The following is a 19748-nucleotide window of genomic DNA, read 5'->3' as shown; positions in this document are numbered from 1 at the left end:
AAGAAGTTATTAAATTATTAAGTGTATACAGGGATGTTCCCATTAATTAGGGTGTGATTTGTTTACTAGTATAACTTATGGTATACTTAGATTGCTTAAAAAATTAGTAACTCAGGCAAAAGAGTGGGCATAAACCCGCTCTTTTCTATTTGCCTAAAAGGGAGGCCTGTATGAGTAAAATAGCTGAACAAGTTGAACCTATTATTCAACCCGTATTAGATGACCTTAACTTTGAACTAGTTGAAATTGAGTATGTTAAAGAAGGTAAAGATCATTTTTTAAGAATTTCAATAGACAAAGAAGGTGGCGTCGATCTTAATGATTGTACGTTAGCCTCAGAAAAGATTAGCGAAGCGATGGATGAAAATGATCCAATACCTGAAATGTACTACTTAGATGTAGCATCTCCAGGTGCTGAAAGACCTATTAAGAATGAGAAAGCGCTTAAAGATGCAATATCACATCCCATTTTTATTTCACTTTATGTACCAATCGAAAATGAAAAAGAATGGTTAGGTATTTTAAAAGAAGTCAAAGAGGATATTATATTAATAGAAGTCAAAGAAAAATCTAAAACAAAAACGATAGAGATACCACGCAATAAAATTGCAAAAGCACGTCACGCAGTAATGCTATAACGTGGTGAGGAGGAAGAGCCGTGTCAAGTAATGAATTATTATTAGCTACTGAATATTTAGAAAAGGAAAAGAAAATTCCAAGAGAAGTATTAATTGATGCTATTGAAGCAGCTTTAATTACTGCTTACAAAAAAAACTATGATAGTGCCAGAAATGTTAGGGTAGAACTTAATATGGACGAAGGTACTTTCAAAGTTATTGCTAGAAAAGAAGTTGTTGAAGAAGTATTCGATGATAGAGAAGAAGTTGATATTAGTACTGCATTAGTTAAAAATCCAGCATACGAGATTGGTGACATATATGAAGAAGATGTGACGCCACAAGATTTCGGACGTGTTGGTGCTCAAGCAGCTAAACAAGCAGTCATGCAACGTTTGAGAGATGCTGAAAGAGAAATTCTTTATGATGAATTTATCGATAAAGAAGAAGACATCTTAACGGGTGTGATCGATCGTGTAGACCATAGATATGTTTACGTTAATTTAGGTCGTATTGAAGCAGTATTGTCTGAGGCAGAAAGAAGTCCGAATGAAAGCTATATCCCTAACGAAAGAATTAAAGTCTTTGTTAACAAAGTTGAACAAACAACTAAAGGACCTCAAATTTATGTTTCAAGAAGCCATCCAGGCTTATTAAAACGACTATTTGAACAAGAAGTACCTGAAATCTTTGATGGTACCGTTATTGTTAAATCAGTAGCACGTGAAGCAGGAGATCGTTCTAAAATTAGTGTGTACTCTGATAATCCTGAAATCGATGCAGTAGGTGCTTGTGTCGGATCAAAAGGTGCTCGTGTTGAAGCTGTAGTAGAAGAACTTGGTGGAGAAAAAATTGATATTGTTCAATGGAATGAAGATCCTAAAGTATTTGTAAGAAATGCTTTAAGTCCATCACAAGTGTTAGAAGTTATCGTAGACGAAGAAAATCAATCTACAGTAGTAGTTGTACCAGACTATCAATTATCATTAGCAATTGGTAAACGTGGTCAAAACGCACGTTTAGCTGCTAAACTAACTGGTTGGAAAATTGATATTAAATCTGAAAGTGATGCTCGTGAAGCAGGCGTTTATCCTGTTATTGAATCAGAAGAAATTGCTGATGAAGTTGTAAATACTGGTGATGAAGACATTGAATTTGAAGATGTGAATTTAGAAGAATCAAATTTAACTACTGCCGAATTAGCAGCTGAAACAGATGAAACGTTAGAAGATACGGATGAAGTTACTACTGAAGATAAAGATACAGAAAAATAGGTTGGAGTGATGATTGAACATGAAAAAGAAAAAAATTCCAATGCGTAAATGTATCATATCTAATGAAATGCATCCAAAGAAAGATATGATTAGAGTTGTAATTAACAAAGAAGGCGAAATATTCGCTGATGCTACTGGTAAAAAACAAGGCCGTGGTGCCTATGTTTCAAAAGATGTTCAATTAGTAGAAAAAGCACAACAAAAGGAAGTTTTAGAAAAATATTTTAAAGCTTCTAAAGAACAATTAGAGCCTGTATATAAAGAGGTTATTCGTTTAATTTATAGAGAAGAGATTCCAACAAAATGATTAATGAGAAGATATTTAATTTTTTAGGTCTTGCGATGAGAGCAGGTAAAGTGAAAACGGGTGAATCAGTTATTGTCAATGATATGCAAAAAGGCAATATAAAGTTAGTTATATTAGCTAATGATGCTTCTCCAAACACTATGAAATTAATTAAAAATAAAACTTCGAGTTATAAAGTGCCTTTAAGGGTATTTGGAACTAGAGAAGAATTAGGGATAGCACTTGGTAAAGGCGAGAGAGTCAACGTTGGCATTACTGATCAAGGTTTTGCCAAAAAGTTGCTGTCTATGATAGATGAATATCGTGAGGAGTGATTATATGAGTAAACAAAGAATTTACGAATATGCGAAAGAATTAAATCTAAAGAGTAAAGAGATTATAGATGAATTAAAGAGTATGAACGTTGAAGTGTCGAACCATATGCAAGCTTTAGAAGATGACCAAATTAAAGCTTTAGACAAAAAGTTCAAACCAGGACAAAGTAACGAAACACAAAAGAATACTCAAAATAATCACAATAAATCTGAAAATAAGCAACAAAGTAACCAAAAACAAAATAATAATAAATCAAATAATCAAAACAAGCAGAATAATAACAACAAAGGTAAACAACAAAGTAATCAAAACAACAATAACAATAAGAAGAATAATAAAAATAACAAAAACAACAAAAATAATAAAAAGAATAACCAAAAGCAAAGTGCTCCACAACAAGCAGAACCTAAAGAAATGCCATCTAAAATTACGTATCAAGAAGGCATTACAGTAGGAGAATTAGCAGATAAACTGAATGTTGAATCTTCAGGTATTGTAAAAAAATTATTTTTATTAGGTATTGTTGCTAACATTAACCAATCATTGGACCAAGAGACACTTGAGTTAATTGCAGATGACTATGGTGTTGAAATTGAAGAGGAAGTCATCATCGAAGAAGAAGATTTATCTATTTATTTCGACGATGAAACTGAAGATCCAGATGCAATTGAACGTCCTGCAGTTGTTACTATTATGGGACACGTTGACCATGGTAAAACAACATTATTAGATTCAATTCGTCATACTAAAGTAACTGCAGGTGAAGCGGGTGGTATCACACAACATATTGGTGCTTACCAAATCGAAAATGAAGGTAAAAAGATTACTTTCCTTGATACACCTGGACACGCGGCATTCACTACAATGCGTGCACGTGGCGCTCAAGTTACAGATATTACAATCCTAGTAGTAGCTGCAGATGACGGTGTTATGCCTCAAACAATTGAAGCGATTAATCACGCTAAAGAAGCGAATGTTCCTACAATTGTTGCAGTTAATAAAATAGATAAACCAACCGCAAATCCTGACCGTGTAATGCAAGAGTTAACAGAGTACGGTTTAATTCCAGAAGACTGGGGTGGCGATACGATCTTCGTACCACTATCAGCATTAAGTGGAGACGGTATCGATAGCCTATTAGAAATGATTGGTTTAGTTGCAGAAGTTCAAGAGTTGAAAGCAAACCCTGATAAACAAACAGTAGGTACTGTGATTGAAGCTGAATTAGATAAATCAAGAGGACCTGCAGCATCATTACTAGTACAAAATGGTACATTACATCAAGGAGATTCAATTGTTGTAGGTAATACGTATGGCCGTATTCGTGCGATGGTTAATGACTTAGGTCAACGAATCAAAACTGCTGGTCCATCTACACCAGTTGAAATTACAGGTATTAATGATGTACCACAAGCTGGCGATCGCTTTGTAGTATTTAAAGATGAAAAACAAGCGCGTCGTATTGGTGAAGCACGTCATGAAGAAAGCGTTATTCAACAACGTCAAGAAAGTAAAAACGTTACGTTAGATAACTTGTTCGAACAAATGAAACAAGGTGAAATGAAAGACTTAAACGTTATTATTAAAGGTGACGTACAAGGTTCAGTTGAAGCATTAGCAGCATCATTAATGAAAATAGATGTTGAAGGTGTGAATGTACGTATTATTCATACTGCTGTAGGTGCAATTAATGAATCTGACGTTACTTTAGCCAATGCATCAAATGGTATTATCATCGGATTCAATGTACGTCCTGATGCTGGTGCTAAGCGTGCAGCTGAAGCAGAAAACGTAGATATGCGTTTACACCGTGTCATTTATAACGTTATTGAAGAAATTGAATCAGCTATGAAAGGTCTACTTGACCCTGAATATGAAGAGCAAGTCATTGGTCAAGCAGAAGTACGTCAAACATTCAAAGTTTCTAAAGTTGGTACAATTGCAGGTAGTTATGTTACTGAAGGAAAAATTACTCGTAATGCAGGCGTACGCGTTATTCGTGATGGCATTGTTCAATTTGAAGGTGAATTAGACACATTAAAACGTTTCAAAGACGATGCTAAAGAAGTAGCCCAAGGTTATGAATGTGGTATTACGATTGAAAAATATAACGACCTAAAAGAAGGCGACATTATTGAAGCGTTCGAAATGGTTGAAATCAAAAGATAATCGCTAATTTTGCGATGAAGTTTGGAGGTTGAGACAGGCGAGATATATTAGAGCATTAAACCATGTTCTAATAAATAATTGTCTTATGTCTCACCTCTTATTTAAACTCAAAAATAAAGAATAAAAGAGGTGACAATAAATGAGTAATATGAGAGCAGAACGTGTTGGCGAACAAATGAAAAAAGAAATCATGGATATCGTTAATAATAAAGTGAAAGATCCTCGAGTAGGTTTTATTACAATTACAGATGTTGAATTAACAAATGATTTATCTCAAGGTAAAGTATATTTAACAGTTCTAGGTAATCAAAAAGAAGTAGATAATACTTTTAAAGCACTAGATAAAGCTAAAGGATTTATTAAATCTGAACTTGGCTCACGTATGAGATTACGAATTATTCCAGAATTATCATTCGAATATGATGAATCAATAGAATATGGTAATAAAATTGAACGTATGATCCAAGATTTACACAAACAAGATAAATAATTATCATATTATTTTAGCCTGGGAAAATGTTTCTCAGGCTATATACATATCAAAATCAATCATATTAATCGATGTACTCAATCATCAAATACTTTGCTAAATGTTATAATATAAAGCGTAATAATTTTGGAAAATAAAAGGTGTGAAACCATGTATAACGGTATATTACCAGTATATAAAGATCGAGGATTAACAAGTCACGATGTGGTATTTAAATTAAGAAAGATACTTAAAACTAAAAAAATCGGTCATACGGGCACGTTGGATCCCGAAGTATCAGGTGTCCTACCTATATGTATCGGTTCGGCAACACGTGTAAGTGATTATGTTATGGAAATGGGGAAATCCTATAATGCAACCGTAACAATTGGAAGAAGTACAACAACAGAAGATCAAACGGGAGAAACTGTTGAATATCAAAATATTGAAGAAAATACATTAACTGAAACTCAGGTGGATGACATTATCAATCAATTTAAAGGTACAATTGAACAAATTCCACCCATGTACTCATCCGTTAAAGTTAATGGGAAAAGATTATATGAGTATGCACGTAATAATGAAACTGTGGAGCGCCCAGTGAGAAAAGTAACCATTAAACACATAGTACGTACATCACCTTTAAGATTCAAAGATGGAGAATGTTATTTCGATATTTCAGTAAATTGTGGTAAAGGAACATATATTAGAACATTAGCGACTGATATAGGTGCCAAGTTAGGCTTGCCAGCACATATGTCATTATTAACACGTGTTCAATCAGGAGGATTTGGTCTTGAACAAAGTCTCACTCTTGATGATATACGTTCTTTACATGAGCATGATGCATTACAAGATAAATTGTTTCCTATAGAATATGGTTTGAAAGGTTTACCACAAATTAGTATAGATGATGAACAAATCAAACAACGCATTTTAAATGGTCAAAAGTTTTATAAAAAGCAATTTCAAAATATAACGAATGACCAATTTGTATTTGTTAATGATTCAACTCAAAAAGCGATGGCAATATACATTGTACATCCAGATAAACCAGATGAATTAAAACCAAAAAAAGTATTTAATTAAAGGAGATTTATTATGAAAGTGATAGAAATTACCCATCCAATTCAAGAAGACCAACGAATAAATGAAAATGTTGCGATGGCGTTTGGTTTCTTTGATGGTATGCATAAAGGGCATGATAAAGTTTTTCAAACATTAGATCAACAGGCACAATCTCGTGGATTGAAGAAAGCTGTTATGACGTTTGATCCACATCCATCAGTTGTGTTAAATCCTGAACGTAAAAGAACGACTTATTTAACACCACTTTCAGACAAAATTGATATGATAGCTTCACATGATGTGGACTACTGTATTGTTATCAATTTCTCATCTAGGTTTGCGAATGTAACTTCTGAAGAATTTATTGAAGAATATATTATAAAAAATAATGTTAAAGAAGTTATTGCTGGATTTGACTTTACATTTGGTAAATTTGGTAAAGGTAATATGACAGTGTTAAACGAAGTTGATTCATTTAATACGACAATAGTAGGCAAACAAGAATTAGACGATGAAAAAATTTCTACTACAGCGATTAGAGATGCGTTACAAAATGGTGAATTGCAAAAAGCGAATGAGGAATTAGGTTACTTATATAAAATTAAAGGTACAGTCGTTCAAGGTGAAAAGCGTGGGCGAACAATAGGATTTCCAACTGCAAATGTTCATCCTAATGATGATTATTTGTTACCTAAAAAAGGTGTATATGCAGTAAGTATGGAAATCGGCACTGAACAAAAATTATATAGAGGCGTTGCAAACGTAGGTGTTAAACCCACTTTCCATGATCCAGCTAAAGCCGAAGTGGTAATAGAAGTAAATATTTTCGATTTCGATGAAAATATTTATGGCGAACGAGTAGTGGTATATTGGCATCATTTCTTACGTCCTGAAATAAAATTTGATGGCATTGATCCATTGGTAGAGCAGATGAATGATGACAAAGCACGTGCTAAATATTTATTATCTGTTGATTTTGGTGATGATGTATCATATAATATATAAAGTTGATTAAAACAAGTTAACCTTGTTTAAGAGACAACCTTTTTCTTAGTAGGTCGAGACTCCGACGCCTAACTCGGATAAAGGAGTATACAAATTAAAGGAGGAAATTGACAATGGCAATTTCACAAGAACGTAAAAATGAATTAATTAAAGAATACCGCACTCACGAAACAGATACTGGTTCTCCAGAAGTACAAATCGCTGTTTTAACTGCAGAAATCTCTGCATTAAACGAGCATTTACGTGAGCACAAAAAAGATCACCATTCACGTCGTGGATTATTAAAAATGGTTGGTCGTCGTAGACACTTATTAAACTACTTACGTGGTAAAGATATTCAACGTTACCGTGAATTAATCAAATCTTTAGGTATCCGTCGTTAATCTTAATAATAAATTAGGAAAGCACCATTCGATTGGTACTTTCCTTTTTTTATTATCTGACAAATAAGAACTAATATAAATTAAATGTAATAAATGATATGATATAGATAATAGAATTTAGAGAGGAGATTCATAATGTCTCAAGAGAAGAAAGTGTTTAAAACTGAGTGGGCTGGCAGATCATTAACGATTGAGACAGGACAATTAGCCAAACAAGCTAATGGTGCTGTTTTAGTTCGTTATGGTGATACAGTTGTCTTATCAACTGCTACAGCTTCTAAGGAACCACGTGATGGTGACTTTTTCCCATTAACAGTTAATTATGAAGAAAAAATGTACGCTGCAGGTAAGATTCCTGGAGGATTTAAAAAAAGAGAAGGACGTCCAGGAGATGACGCAACATTAACTGCACGATTAATAGATAGACCAATACGACCGTTGTTCCCTAAAGGCTATAAGCACGATGTTCAAATTATGAATATTGTACTCAGTGCTGACCCTGATTGTTCGCCTGAAATGGCTGCTATGATTGGTTCTTCAATGGCATTAAGTGTGTCTGACATACCATTCTTAGGACCTATCGCAGGTGTCAATGTAGGATATGTAGATGGCAAGTATGTGATTAATCCAACCGTTGCTGAAAAAGAAGTTTCACGTTTAGATTTAGAGGTAGCAGGCCATAAAGATGCAGTTAACATGGTTGAAGCTGGAGCAAGTGAAATCACAGAAAGTGAAATGCTTGAGGCAATCTTCTTTGGTCATGACGAAATTAAACGACTAGTTGCTTTCCAACAAGAAATCATAGATTATATTCAACCGGAAAAACAGGCGTTTATTCCAGTTGAAAGAGACGAGGCACTTGTTGAAAAGGTTAAATCATTAACAGAAGCTAAAGGTTTAAAAGACACAGTACTAACTTTTGACAAACAACAACGTGATATTAATTTAGACGCATTAAAAGAAGATATTGTTGCTGAATTTATTGATGAAGAAGATCCTGATAATGAGGCGTTAATTAAAGAAGTATATGCCATTTTAAACGATTTAGTTAAAGAAGAAGTGAGACGTCTGATTGCAGACGAAAAAATCCGTCCAGATGGTCGTAAACCAGATGAAATCCGTCCGTTAGAATCAGAAGTAGGACTTCTTCCAAGAGCACACGGTTCAGGATTATTCACTCGTGGTCAAACACAAGCCTTATCCGTTTTAACATTAGGTGCCCTTGGAGATTATCAACTAATTGATGGTCTTGGACCTGAAGAAGAAAAGCGCTTCATGCATCACTATAATTTCCCTAACTTCTCTGTTGGTGAAACTGGTCCTGTAAGAGCGCCAGGTCGTCGTGAAATTGGTCACGGTGCACTAGGTGAAAGAGCGCTTAAATATATTATTCCAGATACATCGGCTTTCCCATATACTGTACGAATCGTAAGTGAAGTATTAGAATCAAATGGTTCATCATCACAAGCTTCTATTTGTGGTTCAACATTAGCATTAATGGATGCCGGCGTACCAATCAAAGCACCAGTTGCCGGAATCGCAATGGGATTAGTTACACGTGAAGATAGTTACACTATTTTAACTGATATCCAAGGTATGGAAGATGCACTTGGCGATATGGACTTTAAAGTCGCTGGTACTAAAGATGGTATTACAGCAATTCAAATGGATATTAAAATTGATGGTCTTACACGTGAAGTAATTGAAGAAGCTTTAGAACAAGCCCGTCAAGGTCGTTTAGCGATTATGGATCATATGTTACAAACAATTGATCAACCTAGAAATGAATTAAGTGCGTATGCACCAAAAGTGGTTACTATGAATATTAAACCTGAAAAAATTAGAGACGTAATTGGACCTGGTGGTAAAAAAATCAATGAAATTATTGATGAAACAGGTGTAAAATTAGATATCGAACAAGATGGACAAATATTCATTGGTGCTGTAGATCAAGAAATGATTAATCGTGCACGTGAAATCATTGAAGAAATCACTCGTGAAGCTGAAGTTGGTCAAGTATACAATGCTAAAGTAAAACGCATTGAAAAATATGGTGCCTTTGTAGAATTGTTCCCTGGAAAAGATGCGTTATTACACATCTCACAAATTTCTACTGAGCGTATTAATAAAGTTGAAGATGTATTAAAATTAGGTGATTCAATCGAAGTTAAAGTAACTGAAATTGATAAACAAGGCCGCGTTAATGCATCTCACAAAGCTATTAATGAAAAATAATAATACCTTACAAGATTGGAAACCAAACAAAGGTTTCCAATCTTTTTTAGTCATTTAAAGAATTCAAATATCCTACTATAATATAGAGTCATGACTTGCATTAATAGTGTACATCAAGCCAATTTTAACTTATAATAAATGGTGAGTTTATATATGGACGGGGATTAATTATAGGAGGTAACATTTTGAGTTTAATAAAGAAAAAAAACAAAGACATTCGCATCATACCACTTGGTGGTGTTGGAGAAATTGCGAAAAATATGTATATCGTTGAAGTAGACGATGAAATGTTTATGCTTGATGCAGGCTTAATGTTTCCAGAAGATGAAATGTTAGGTGTAGATATTGTAATACCAGACATTCAATATGTCATTGAAAATAAAGAAAAGTTAAAAGGAATATTCCTTACACATGGACATGAACATGCAATGGGTGCTGTAAGTTATATTTTAGAACAAGTTGATGCACCTGTTTATGGTTCAAAATTAACAATTGCACTTGTTAAAGAGAATATGAAATCTCGAAATATTAATAAAAAAGTGCGTTATTATTCAGTTAATCATGAATCTGTGATGCGTTTTAAAAATGTGAATATTAGTTTCTTTAATACTACACACAGTATTCCTGATAGTTTAGGCATTTGTATCCACACTTCTTATGGATCAATTGTTTATACTGGTGAATTTAAATTTGATCAAAGTTTAAGTGGACAATATTCTCCAGATTTCAAACGTATGGCTGAAATTGGTGAAGAAGGCGTATTTGCATTAATTAGTGACTCTACAGAAGCAGAAAAACCGGGATATAATACACCTGAAAATGTCATCGAACATCATATGTATGATGCATTTGCAAAAGTCAAAGGTCGTTTGATTGTTTCATGTTATGCATCGAATTTTATCAGAATTCAACAAGTGTTGAATATTGCTAGCCAATTAAATCGAAAAGTGTCATTTTTAGGTCGTTCATTAGAAAGTTCATTTAATATCGCACGCAAAATGGGATATTTCGATATTCCTAAAGATTTACTTATTCCAATTAGTGAAGTTGAAAATTATCCGAAAAATGAAGTCATCATCATTGCAACAGGAATGCAAGGTGAACCTGTAGAAGCGTTAAGTCAAATGGCTCAACAAAAACATAAAATTATGAACATCGAAAAAGGTGATTCAGTTTTCTTAGCAATTACTGCATCTGCAAATATGGAAGTGATTATTGCTGATACATTAAATGAATTAGTACGTGCTGGTGCACACATTATTCCAAATAACAAAAAAATACATGCATCAAGCCATGGTTGCATGGAAGAGTTAAAAATGATGATTAACATCATGAAACCAGAATACTTTGTACCAGTTCAAGGTGAATTCAAAATGCAAATTGCTCATGCTAAGTTAGCAGCCGAAGCAGGTGTTGCGCCTGAAAAGATTTTCCTTGTTGAAAAAGGGGACGTCATTAATTATGATGGCAAGAATATGGTATTAAATGAAAAAGTTCATTCTGGTAATGTATTAATTGACGGTATTGGCGTAGGAGATGTCGGTAATATTGTATTAAGAGACCGTCATTTATTAGCTGAAGATGGTATTTTTATTGCTATCGTAACGCTCGATCCTAAAAATCGTAGAATTGCTGCTGGACCTGAAATTCAGTCGAGAGGCTTTGTATATGTAAGAGAAAGCGAAGACTTATTAAAAGAAGCTGAAGAAAAAGTACGTGAAATTGTTGAAGCTGGCTTACAAGAAAAACGAATTGAATGGTCAGAAATCAAACAAAATATGAGAGATAAAATTAGTAAATTACTTTTCGAAAGCACAAAACGTCGTCCAATGATTATTCCAGTTATTTCTGAAATATAATCATTATAAAATAAACTAAAGAGGTTGGGACAAACTCACGTTGTTTGTAGTTCAAGTATGTAAATCACTACAGACTTCAATAGGCAAATGTTGAAATGCGAATCTGCATCAAGGTAGATTCGTTATATCATACAGATGTTCTATTATGTGTGTGACGTCCTTACCTCTTTCATCTTATTTAATAAAACTTTAAATCAATACGATACATACGAAAGATTAAAAAAAGAAGGTGTACGAATTTGCCACAAGCAAAGAAAAAATCGCCGACAAAGAGAAAATCGAATACAACTAGGAAAAAATCAACCACAAAGAAAAAGCAAACAGAGAGTCCATTAAGATACATCATTGCTATCATTGTGGTTATTTTAGTCATTTTAGGTGCTTTTCAATTAGGCATCGTTGGACGAATGATTGATAGTTTCTTTAATTATTTTGTCGGAATGAGTCGTTATTTAACATATATATTAATATTATTAGCAACTGGATTTATCACATACTCTAAAAAAATTCCTAAAACAAGACGTACGGTTGGAACGATTACGTTACAAGTAGCGTTATTATTTATTTCTCAATTATATTATCACTTTAGTAAAGGTGTCATATCTGAAAGAGAACCAGTTTTATCATACGTTTATCAATCATACAAACATAGTCATTTTCCTAATTTTGGTGGCGGCTTAATTGGATATTATCTATTAGAGTTATTTATTCCACTCATTTCTATTATTGGCGTATTTATCATTACTGTTTTACTTGTTGCTTCAAGTATTATTTTATTATTTAATTTACGACATAGAGATGTAACTAAAAAAGTATTTGAAAGTGTTAGATCATCGAGCATTTCAGCCACTCAAACTTTAAAAGAAAAACGTGAAGCTAATAAATCGAATAAAGAACAAAGAGCTAAAGATAAGGCTGAAAGAAAAGATAAACGACATCGTACTAATGATAAAGACGAAGTTAAAGATGTCTCAGATTTACCTGAAGTACCTCAAGATAGCGATATTCCTATTTATGGACACAGTGATTCTGAGCAAGAACCTACGCCTTCTAGACGAAAAAAGCGTTCATTTAGTAATGATTCAGAACAAATGTCATCAATGGTAAATGGCACTCCAAACACTTCACAACCATCAACAGTAGATGAGCCAGAAAATCATCAACAGTCTAGTGATGAAGATAATGAAAATTCAATTTCAGAAGCTGGAGAAGAAATGAATGCGGCTTATGTTGTGCCACCATTATCATTATTAAACCAACCAACACAAAAACAATCGACATCAAAAGCAGAAGTGAAAAGAAAAGGTCAAGTTCTAGAATCTACGATGAAAAACTTTGGTGTAGATGCTAAAGTGACACAAATTAAAATAGGTCCAGCAGTTACACAATATGAAGTGCAGCCAGCGCAAGGTGTGAAAGTCAATAAAATAGTAAACTTGCATAATGATATTGCTTTAGCGTTAGCAGCTAAGGATGTACGAATAGAAGCGCCAATCCCAGGCCGTTCAGCTGTTGGGATAGAAGTTCCAAATGATAAAATTTCTCTTGTAGCACTCAAAGAAGTTTTAGAGGAAAAATTCCCATCTAATGATAAATTAGAAGTAGGTTTGGGTAGAGACATCTCAGGCGATCCTATAACGATTCAATTGAATGAAATGCCACACTTGTTGGTAGCAGGTTCTACCGGTAGTGGTAAATCAGTTTGTATCAATGGAATCATTACAAGCTTGTTATTAAACGCGAAACCGCATGAAGTAAAACTTATGCTGATTGATCCAAAAATGGTAGAATTAAATGTATACAATGGTATTCCACATTTATTAATACCAGTTGTAACTAATCCACATAAAGCAGCTCAAGCATTGGAAAAAATAGTAGCTGAAATGGAGAGACGTTATGATTTATTCCAACATTCATCAACTAGAAACATTGAAGGTTACAATCAGTTTATAAGAAAACAAAATAGAGAATTAGATGAAAAACAAGCTGAGTTACCTTATATCGTTGTCATTGTCGATGAATTAGCGGACTTGATGATGGTAGCAGGTAAAGAAGTGGAAAATGCAATTCAACGTATTACACAAATGGCCCGTGCAGCAGGTATACATTTAATCGTTGCAACACAAAGACCATCAGTGGATGTTATCACAGGTATTATTAAAAATAATATTCCATCAAGAATTGCCTTTGCTGTAAGTTCTCAAACAGACTCAAGAACAATCATTGGATCTGGTGGAGCTGAAAAATTATTAGGTAAAGGTGATATGTTGTACGTTGGAAATGGAGATTCAACTAAAACTAGAATACAAGGTGCATTCTTAAGTGACCAAGAAGTTCAAGATGTAGTTAACTATGTTGTTGAGCAACAACAAGCAAATTATGTTAAAGAAATGGAACCTGATGCGCCAGTAGATAAGTCAGAAATGAAAAGTGAAGATGCCTTATATGATGAAGCCTATTTATTTGTAATTGAAAAACAAAAAGCAAGTACATCTTTATTACAGAGACAGTTTAGAATTGGGTATAACCGAGCATCACGCCTGATGGATGATCTTGAAAGAAACCAAGTGATTGGTCCACAAAAAGGTAGTAAACCAAGACAAATTTTAGTTGATATTGATAAAGATGAGGTGTAATTATGGCGGAAATGAATGCTATTTATAGAGTGAAACAATATATCTTAAACAAAATTAAGTCTGGAGAATTAGAGTTTGGTAGTAAATTACCAAGCAATTTAGCTATTGCACGAGAACTCAATATTAAAACAGATGATGTTTATGAAGGTATAGGGGAATTAATTACTGAACAAGTAGTTGTAGATAATTTTGAAGAGGGTACCAGTGTCAAATCACTGCCCCCTTTCTTTTATCCATTAAATGAATTAATTAGTATTACAGAGATGATAAAAAGTGCTGGTTATCAATCTGGTACAGAATATTTAAACTTTGATGAACAACCTGCAACATTATTAGATGCTAAGCGTTTGGGTATTAACGAGAAACAACCAGTAACTATTATAGAAAGATTAAAAACTGCTAACCATCAACCTGTAGTTTATTGTTTAGACAAGATTGCAAAGGACTATTTAACATGTACGGGATATCAAGAAAGTAATGGATCAATGTTAAATGCAATTAAACATGCAACAGGACATACAGTAACTTATGCTGAAACTGACTTAGAAGCGGTTAATTATGAACCACATATTTCTGAAATGTTAAATGCCTCACCACATGAAGGATTGATGTTACTTAAGGTAACTCATTTTGATGAACAAAATAATCCAATTTTATACTCTTTAAATTATATGAAGAGTAGTTTAGTTAAGTTTAGAATTACGAGAGAAAAATAATGAAAAATGTCAATGGAGGTATTGCAGTTGCATAACGAAAAGCAAGAAAATCAAAAAAGCCATATACATGTCTTGCCAACCGAGAAATTTAAAACAACAATGATTACGTTTAAATTTATGGCACCACTTGAATACGAAACAATAACTGCACGTTCAGTATTAAGCAAAGTACTTGTACGCGCATCTCAAAAATGGCAGGACGACAAAGCCTTAAACCGTCGTTTATCTGAACTTTACGGCGCATATGTAAATAGTTTTGTTTCGAAATTTAAAGATAAACATGTAATTACTATTTCTTTAGAAATAGTTAATGAACGATATTTAAAAGATCAAACCCCATTATTTGAGCATGGATTAGATTTATTAAATGAATTAATTTGGAATCCATTAATACATAATAAACAATTTGACGACAAATTTGTGAAACAAGAAAAATCATTGTTAGGTAAAAAGATTGAGGCGATGATTGATAACAAAGCACAATATTCATTTTTAAAATTATTAGAAAACATGTTTGAAAATGAAGCATATCAATATTTAGCAACTGGTCAAATTGAACAAGTACCACAGGTAACACCTGCATCACTGTATGATACATATCAATCTATGATTGAAAACGACTACTGTGCTATTTATGTTGTTGGTAATGTTGATAAACAACAAGTCTACAATCAAATCCAATCTAAATTCGAAATTAAACCGTTTACTTTTGAAGTTTCTGATAATAAAGCACAAAAATTAGACAATAAAATTGAACAACTGCCAAAGACAATTGTTGCAACAGATGATGTTGACCAAGCTAAACTTAATTTAGGTTATCGATTCCCAACTCATTATGGTAAAAGTAATTATTACGCTTTTATTGTGTTTAATATCATGTTCGGAGGAGATCCATCATCAGTGTTATTTAATGAAGTACGTGAACGTCAAAGTTTAGCATACTCTATACACTCTCAGATCGATGGTAAAAATGGTTACTTATTTGTGTTGAGTGGTGTATCAGCAGATAAATACGAAATTGCGAAGCAAACTATTTTAGAAGAATTTGATAAATTTAAAAAAGGTGAATTTGACGATAATAAACTTGCATTAGCTAAAAAAATCATTACATCCCAGAGACATGAATCTGCAGATAGACCAAAAAGTATTATAGAAATATCACACAATCAAATTTTATTAGATGAGCCTCAAAGTGATGAAGCTTTCTTAAATGAAATAGATAAAGTGACTAAAGAAGATATTATAAAATTAGTAAATGAAGCAGTATTAGATACAATTTATGTACTTACTAAAGGAGGGAATGAGTAGTGAAACAACATTATTATGATGTCATAGATGAGACAGTTTATGAACATGAACTACAAAATGGATTACGTTTATTTGTCATACCTAAACCAGGATTTCAAAAAACGTTTGTTACCTATACTACTCAATTTGGCTCTCTAGATAGTCGTTTTAAACCGCTAGGTAAAGAAGATTTTGTAACTGTACCGGATGGTGTGGCACACTTCTTAGAGCATAAATTATTTGAAAAAGAAGAAGAAGATTTATTCATTGCATTTGCTGAGGAAAATGCACAAGCCAATGCTTTTACTAGCTTTGACCGCACAAGTTATTTATTTAGTGCGACAGATCATCTTGAGAATAATATCAAACGGTTATTGACTATGGTTGAAACACCTTATTTTACAAAAGAAACTGTAGACAAAGAAAAAGGTATAATCGCTGAAGAAATCAAAATGTATCAAGAACAACCTGGATATAAACTCATGTTTAATACATTAAGAGCTATGTATGAAAAACATCCTATTAGAGTTGATATCGCAGGTAGTGTTGAAAGTATTTATGATATTACTAAAGATGATTTATATCTTTGCTATGAAACATTTTATCACCCATCTAATATGGTACTCTTCGTAGTAGGCGATGTAGAACCGCAGTATATTGTTGATATTGTAGAAGAACATGAAAACCTTAGAGATAAAACGAATCAACCTAAAATTGAACGTGCATTGATTGATGAACCAAAATCAGTGAATCAACATGTTGTATCTGAAGAAATGAAACTACAATCTCCTAAGTTAATGCTAGGATTTAAAAATCAACCTTTAGATGAATCACCAGAAAAATATGTTCAACGTGATTTAGAAATGACATTTTTCTATGAACTTATTTTTGGAGAAGAAACAGAGTTTTATCAAGAATTATTGAATGATGATTTAATTGATGAAACATTTGGTTATCAATTTGTTTTAGAGCCAACTTATAGCTTTTCAATTATTACTAGTGCAACCAATCATCCAGATCAATTAAAACAGTTGCTTATCAAACAATTAAAGGATAACAAAGGTAATCTTACTGACGTTGAAGCATTTGATTTATTGAAAAAACAATTTATAGGAGAATTTATTTCAAGTCTTAATTCTCCTGAATACATTGCTAATCAATACGCAAAGTTATATTTCGAAGGTGTTAGTGTATTTGATATGTTAAACATTGTTGAAAATATTACGCTTGAAAGTGTTAATGAAACGTCTCAGTTATGCTTAGATTTAGATGAGATGGTGGATAGTCGTTTGGAGCTTAAAAACTAATGAGAGCATTAGTATTGGGTGGTTCAGGGTCAATTGGATCTGCAATTGTTGATCGATTATTAGAAGATGGTTATGAAGTAGATTTACAATTTTATTCAGCTGATAAAACGCAGTTGATTAACCGATATCAAAATAGACCTGTTAATTTAATACAATGTGATTTATTTGAGGATATCAACTTAGAAAATGTATTTGGTCATATTACACGTCTCGATTGTATGATTTATGCAACAGGAACAGCATTGTATGGCATGCTTCAAGATATGTCAGATGAACAAGTTGATAAGTCTTACCATATCCATGTAAGACAACTCATAAGACTGAGTCGTTATTTTGTTGATACTTTAAGACAAAGTGAAAATGGTAGAATAATAGTCATTTCATCCATTTGGGGTGAAACGGGTGCAAGTATGGAAACGATTTATTCTGCTATGAAAAGTGCTCAAATTGGCTTTGTAAAAGCTTTAAGTCAGGAACTGGCTCAAACAACAGTGACAGTAAATGCTATTACACCAGGATTTGTCTCAGGTAACATGAGTAAAAAGTGGTCAGAAGAAGAGTTGGAGGAGATTCTAGATGAACTCCCGCAACATCGCATGATAGAACCTTGCGAAGTAGCACACACTTGTGCATATTTATATAATCCGATGGCTAAAGGTGTTACAGGGACTATTCAAAAAGTGAATGGCGGATGGTATTTATAATCGCTTCAACTAATAGTATCAACTATAAAAACATGATTTCTCTAGTACATGATATTCAATTCGATGTTATAATGTGATTATTATTATATTTAATCAGTGAAATTGAACTTTGAGTCGTGTTTAAACAAGGGGTGGGTATTGGTGTCAGTGGCAGAGAGAAGAAAAGAATGGTATCTCGAATATGAGATTACTATGAACCGTGCCGGTTTGTTAGGTGATGTTTCAAGTTTATTAGGTATGTTAGGAATTAGTATTGTAACGATTAATGGTGTTGACCAAGGTAAGCGTGGCTTATTAATTAAAACCGATAAACTAGAAAAAGTAGAACGATTTGAACAAATAGTTAAAGAAATTAATGAAATTGATATTACTAAATTACGTATACCAGAATTACGAGATAGATTAGCTGTCCGACATGGTCGTTACATAGAGCAAGATGCAGATGATAAAAAAACATTTCGTTTTGAACGTGAAGACCTAGGATTATTAGTGGATTTCTTAGCAGAATTATTTAAAGAAGAAGGTCATAAATTAATAGGAATTCGTGGTATGCCTAGAGTCGGAAAGACTGAATCAATTGTTGCTGGTAGCGTCTGTGCACACAAACGTTGGTTATTTATTAGTTCAACCTTAATTAAACAAACAGTTAGAAGTTCGTTAATTAAAGGTGAATATGATTCGAATCATGTGTATATTATTGATGGTGCTGTTACAGCACGTGAATCTAATATGAAACATCAAGATTTAGTAAGAGAAATCATGACACTTCCTTCAGTCAAAGTAGTAGAACATCCTGATTTATTTGTAGAGGCATGTGATTATAGTATGGATGATTTTGATTACATCATAGAATTACGCGAAAATAAAAATCAAGAAATTCAATATGAAGAGATGAAAAGACAAACGGTTCAAACTAAAAGTAAAAATAATTTAGACTTTGGTGACCCGTTTGGTGGAGGATTCGGGTTCTTTGAATAGTATTTAAGGAGGCATCGTTTTGAATACAATAGGTGAAGTTTTAAAGAGTAGACGTGAAAGATTAGGTATGACTCTTAATGAATTAGAGCAACGTACACAACTTAAACGTCATACTTTAGAACAAATTGAAAATAATGAATTTAATCAATTACCTAACAGTAATTATACTGAAGGTTTTATTAGAAAATATGCCAGTGTTGTGAATATCGAGCCTAATCATTTAATTGAAGTTCATCAAGATGAAATACCGGACAATCGTATTCAATTAGATGATGCGATTCATTCATTCGCTAATAAAGAAGCACCTCCTTATAGAAGAAAGTCGAAAGAATCTTTACAAGTAGTAGTCATTATTGGATTAGTTATCTTGGTTACACTTATGTTGTGGATTATTGCAGTACTATTATTTTAGATAAAAA

General features: G+C 33.1%; 18 protein-coding genes. All 18 read left to right on the top strand.

What is annotated here, in order from left to right; all coding sequences use genetic code 11:
* Positions 1 to 170: 170 nt before the first annotated feature.
* The 18 genes from rimP (at position 171) to JX000_RS07310 (ending at position 19741) form a co-directional block, all read left to right on the top strand.
* Entirely contained in the window at positions 171 to 638 is a 468-nt protein-coding gene (gene rimP, locus JX000_RS07395; RefSeq protein ID WP_049425144.1) for a ribosome maturation factor RimP, read from the top strand.
* Between the two features lie 20 nt (positions 639 to 658).
* On the top strand, positions 659 to 1891 hold the full coding sequence (gene nusA / locus JX000_RS07390; RefSeq protein ID WP_002450546.1) for a transcription termination factor NusA: 1233 nt from the start codon (positions 659 to 661) through the stop codon (positions 1889 to 1891).
* A gap of 19 nt (positions 1892 to 1910) precedes the next feature.
* On the top strand, positions 1911 to 2198 hold the full coding sequence (gene rnpM, locus JX000_RS07385; RefSeq protein ID WP_002450545.1) for an RNase P modulator RnpM: 288 nt from the start codon (positions 1911 to 1913) through the stop codon (positions 2196 to 2198).
* Positions 2195 to 2512, top strand: coding sequence for a L7Ae/L30e/S12e/Gadd45 family ribosomal protein (locus JX000_RS07380; protein WP_002450544.1), 318 nt, complete (start codon positions 2195 to 2197; stop codon positions 2510 to 2512). Before rnpM ends, JX000_RS07380 begins: the two co-directional genes overlap by 4 nt.
* Positions 2513 to 2516: 4 nt before the next feature.
* Entirely contained in the window at positions 2517 to 4682 is a 2166-nt protein-coding gene (gene infB, locus JX000_RS07375) for a translation initiation factor IF-2 (RefSeq protein WP_206140564.1), read from the top strand.
* 139 nt (positions 4683 to 4821) lie between these two features.
* Complete coding sequence (gene rbfA, locus JX000_RS07370; protein ID WP_002450542.1) at positions 4822 to 5172, top strand: 30S ribosome-binding factor RbfA; 351 nt, start codon at positions 4822 to 4824, stop codon at positions 5170 to 5172.
* 150 nt (positions 5173 to 5322) lie between these two features.
* Positions 5323 to 6240 carry a tRNA pseudouridine(55) synthase TruB gene (gene truB / locus JX000_RS07365; protein ID WP_049425149.1) on the top strand — a complete coding sequence of 306 codons (918 nt, stop codon included), beginning with the start codon at positions 5323 to 5325 and terminating at the stop codon, positions 6238 to 6240.
* A gap of 12 nt (positions 6241 to 6252) precedes the next feature.
* On the top strand, positions 6253 to 7224 hold the full coding sequence (ribF, locus tag JX000_RS07360; RefSeq protein ID WP_049425151.1) for a riboflavin biosynthesis protein RibF: 972 nt from the start codon (positions 6253 to 6255) through the stop codon (positions 7222 to 7224).
* Positions 7225 to 7337: 113 nt separating this feature from the next.
* Positions 7338 to 7607 carry a 30S ribosomal protein S15 gene (rpsO, locus tag JX000_RS07355; RefSeq protein WP_002450539.1) on the top strand — a complete coding sequence of 90 codons (270 nt, stop codon included), beginning with the start codon at positions 7338 to 7340 and terminating at the stop codon, positions 7605 to 7607.
* Between the two features lie 135 nt (positions 7608 to 7742).
* A complete protein-coding gene (pnp, locus tag JX000_RS07350) occupies positions 7743 to 9842 on the top strand; it encodes a polyribonucleotide nucleotidyltransferase (protein WP_124224750.1) in 2100 nt (699 codons plus the stop codon).
* Positions 9843 to 10027: 185 nt separating this feature from the next.
* Positions 10028 to 11701 (top strand): ribonuclease J2, encoded by a 1674-nt coding sequence (gene rnjB, locus JX000_RS07345; RefSeq protein WP_124224749.1) that lies wholly within the window; start codon positions 10028 to 10030, stop codon positions 11699 to 11701.
* A 239-nt stretch (positions 11702 to 11940) separates the two neighbouring features.
* Positions 11941 to 14337: a DNA translocase FtsK gene (locus tag JX000_RS07340; RefSeq protein ID WP_124224748.1), complete on the top strand. Its 2397-nt coding sequence runs from the start codon at positions 11941 to 11943 to the stop codon at positions 14335 to 14337.
* Between the two features lie 2 nt (positions 14338 to 14339).
* On the top strand, positions 14340 to 15053 hold the full coding sequence (locus JX000_RS07335; RefSeq protein ID WP_002450534.1) for a GntR family transcriptional regulator: 714 nt from the start codon (positions 14340 to 14342) through the stop codon (positions 15051 to 15053).
* A gap of 99 nt (positions 15054 to 15152) precedes the next feature.
* Positions 15153 to 16361 carry an EF-P 5-aminopentanol modification-associated protein YfmF gene (gene yfmF / locus JX000_RS07330; RefSeq protein ID WP_398575051.1) on the top strand — a complete coding sequence of 403 codons (1209 nt, stop codon included), beginning with the start codon at positions 15153 to 15155 and terminating at the stop codon, positions 16359 to 16361.
* Positions 16361 to 17647, top strand: a complete 1287-nt coding sequence (gene yfmH, locus JX000_RS07325) for an EF-P 5-aminopentanol modification-associated protein YfmH (protein WP_206140563.1) — start codon at positions 16361 to 16363, stop codon at positions 17645 to 17647. The genes yfmF and yfmH overlap by 1 nt, the downstream gene beginning before the upstream one ends.
* Positions 17647 to 18351, top strand: coding sequence for an elongation factor P 5-aminopentanone reductase (gene ymfI, locus JX000_RS07320; RefSeq protein WP_049425161.1), 705 nt, complete (start codon positions 17647 to 17649; stop codon positions 18349 to 18351). The genes yfmH and ymfI overlap by 1 nt, the downstream gene beginning before the upstream one ends.
* 141 nt (positions 18352 to 18492) lie before the next feature.
* Positions 18493 to 19329, top strand: coding sequence for a YmfK family protein (locus tag JX000_RS07315; RefSeq protein ID WP_002450530.1), 837 nt, complete (start codon positions 18493 to 18495; stop codon positions 19327 to 19329).
* A gap of 19 nt (positions 19330 to 19348) precedes the next feature.
* Complete coding sequence (locus JX000_RS07310) at positions 19349 to 19741, top strand: helix-turn-helix domain-containing protein (RefSeq protein WP_002450529.1); 393 nt, start codon at positions 19349 to 19351, stop codon at positions 19739 to 19741.
* Positions 19742 to 19748: the final 7 nt, after the last annotated feature.

The organism is Staphylococcus sp. SB1-57, assembly GCF_017086425.1.
Lineage (GTDB): Bacteria > Bacillota > Bacilli > Staphylococcales > Staphylococcaceae > Staphylococcus > Staphylococcus warneri_A.
This window is presented reverse-complemented; position numbering and strand designations above follow the sequence as displayed.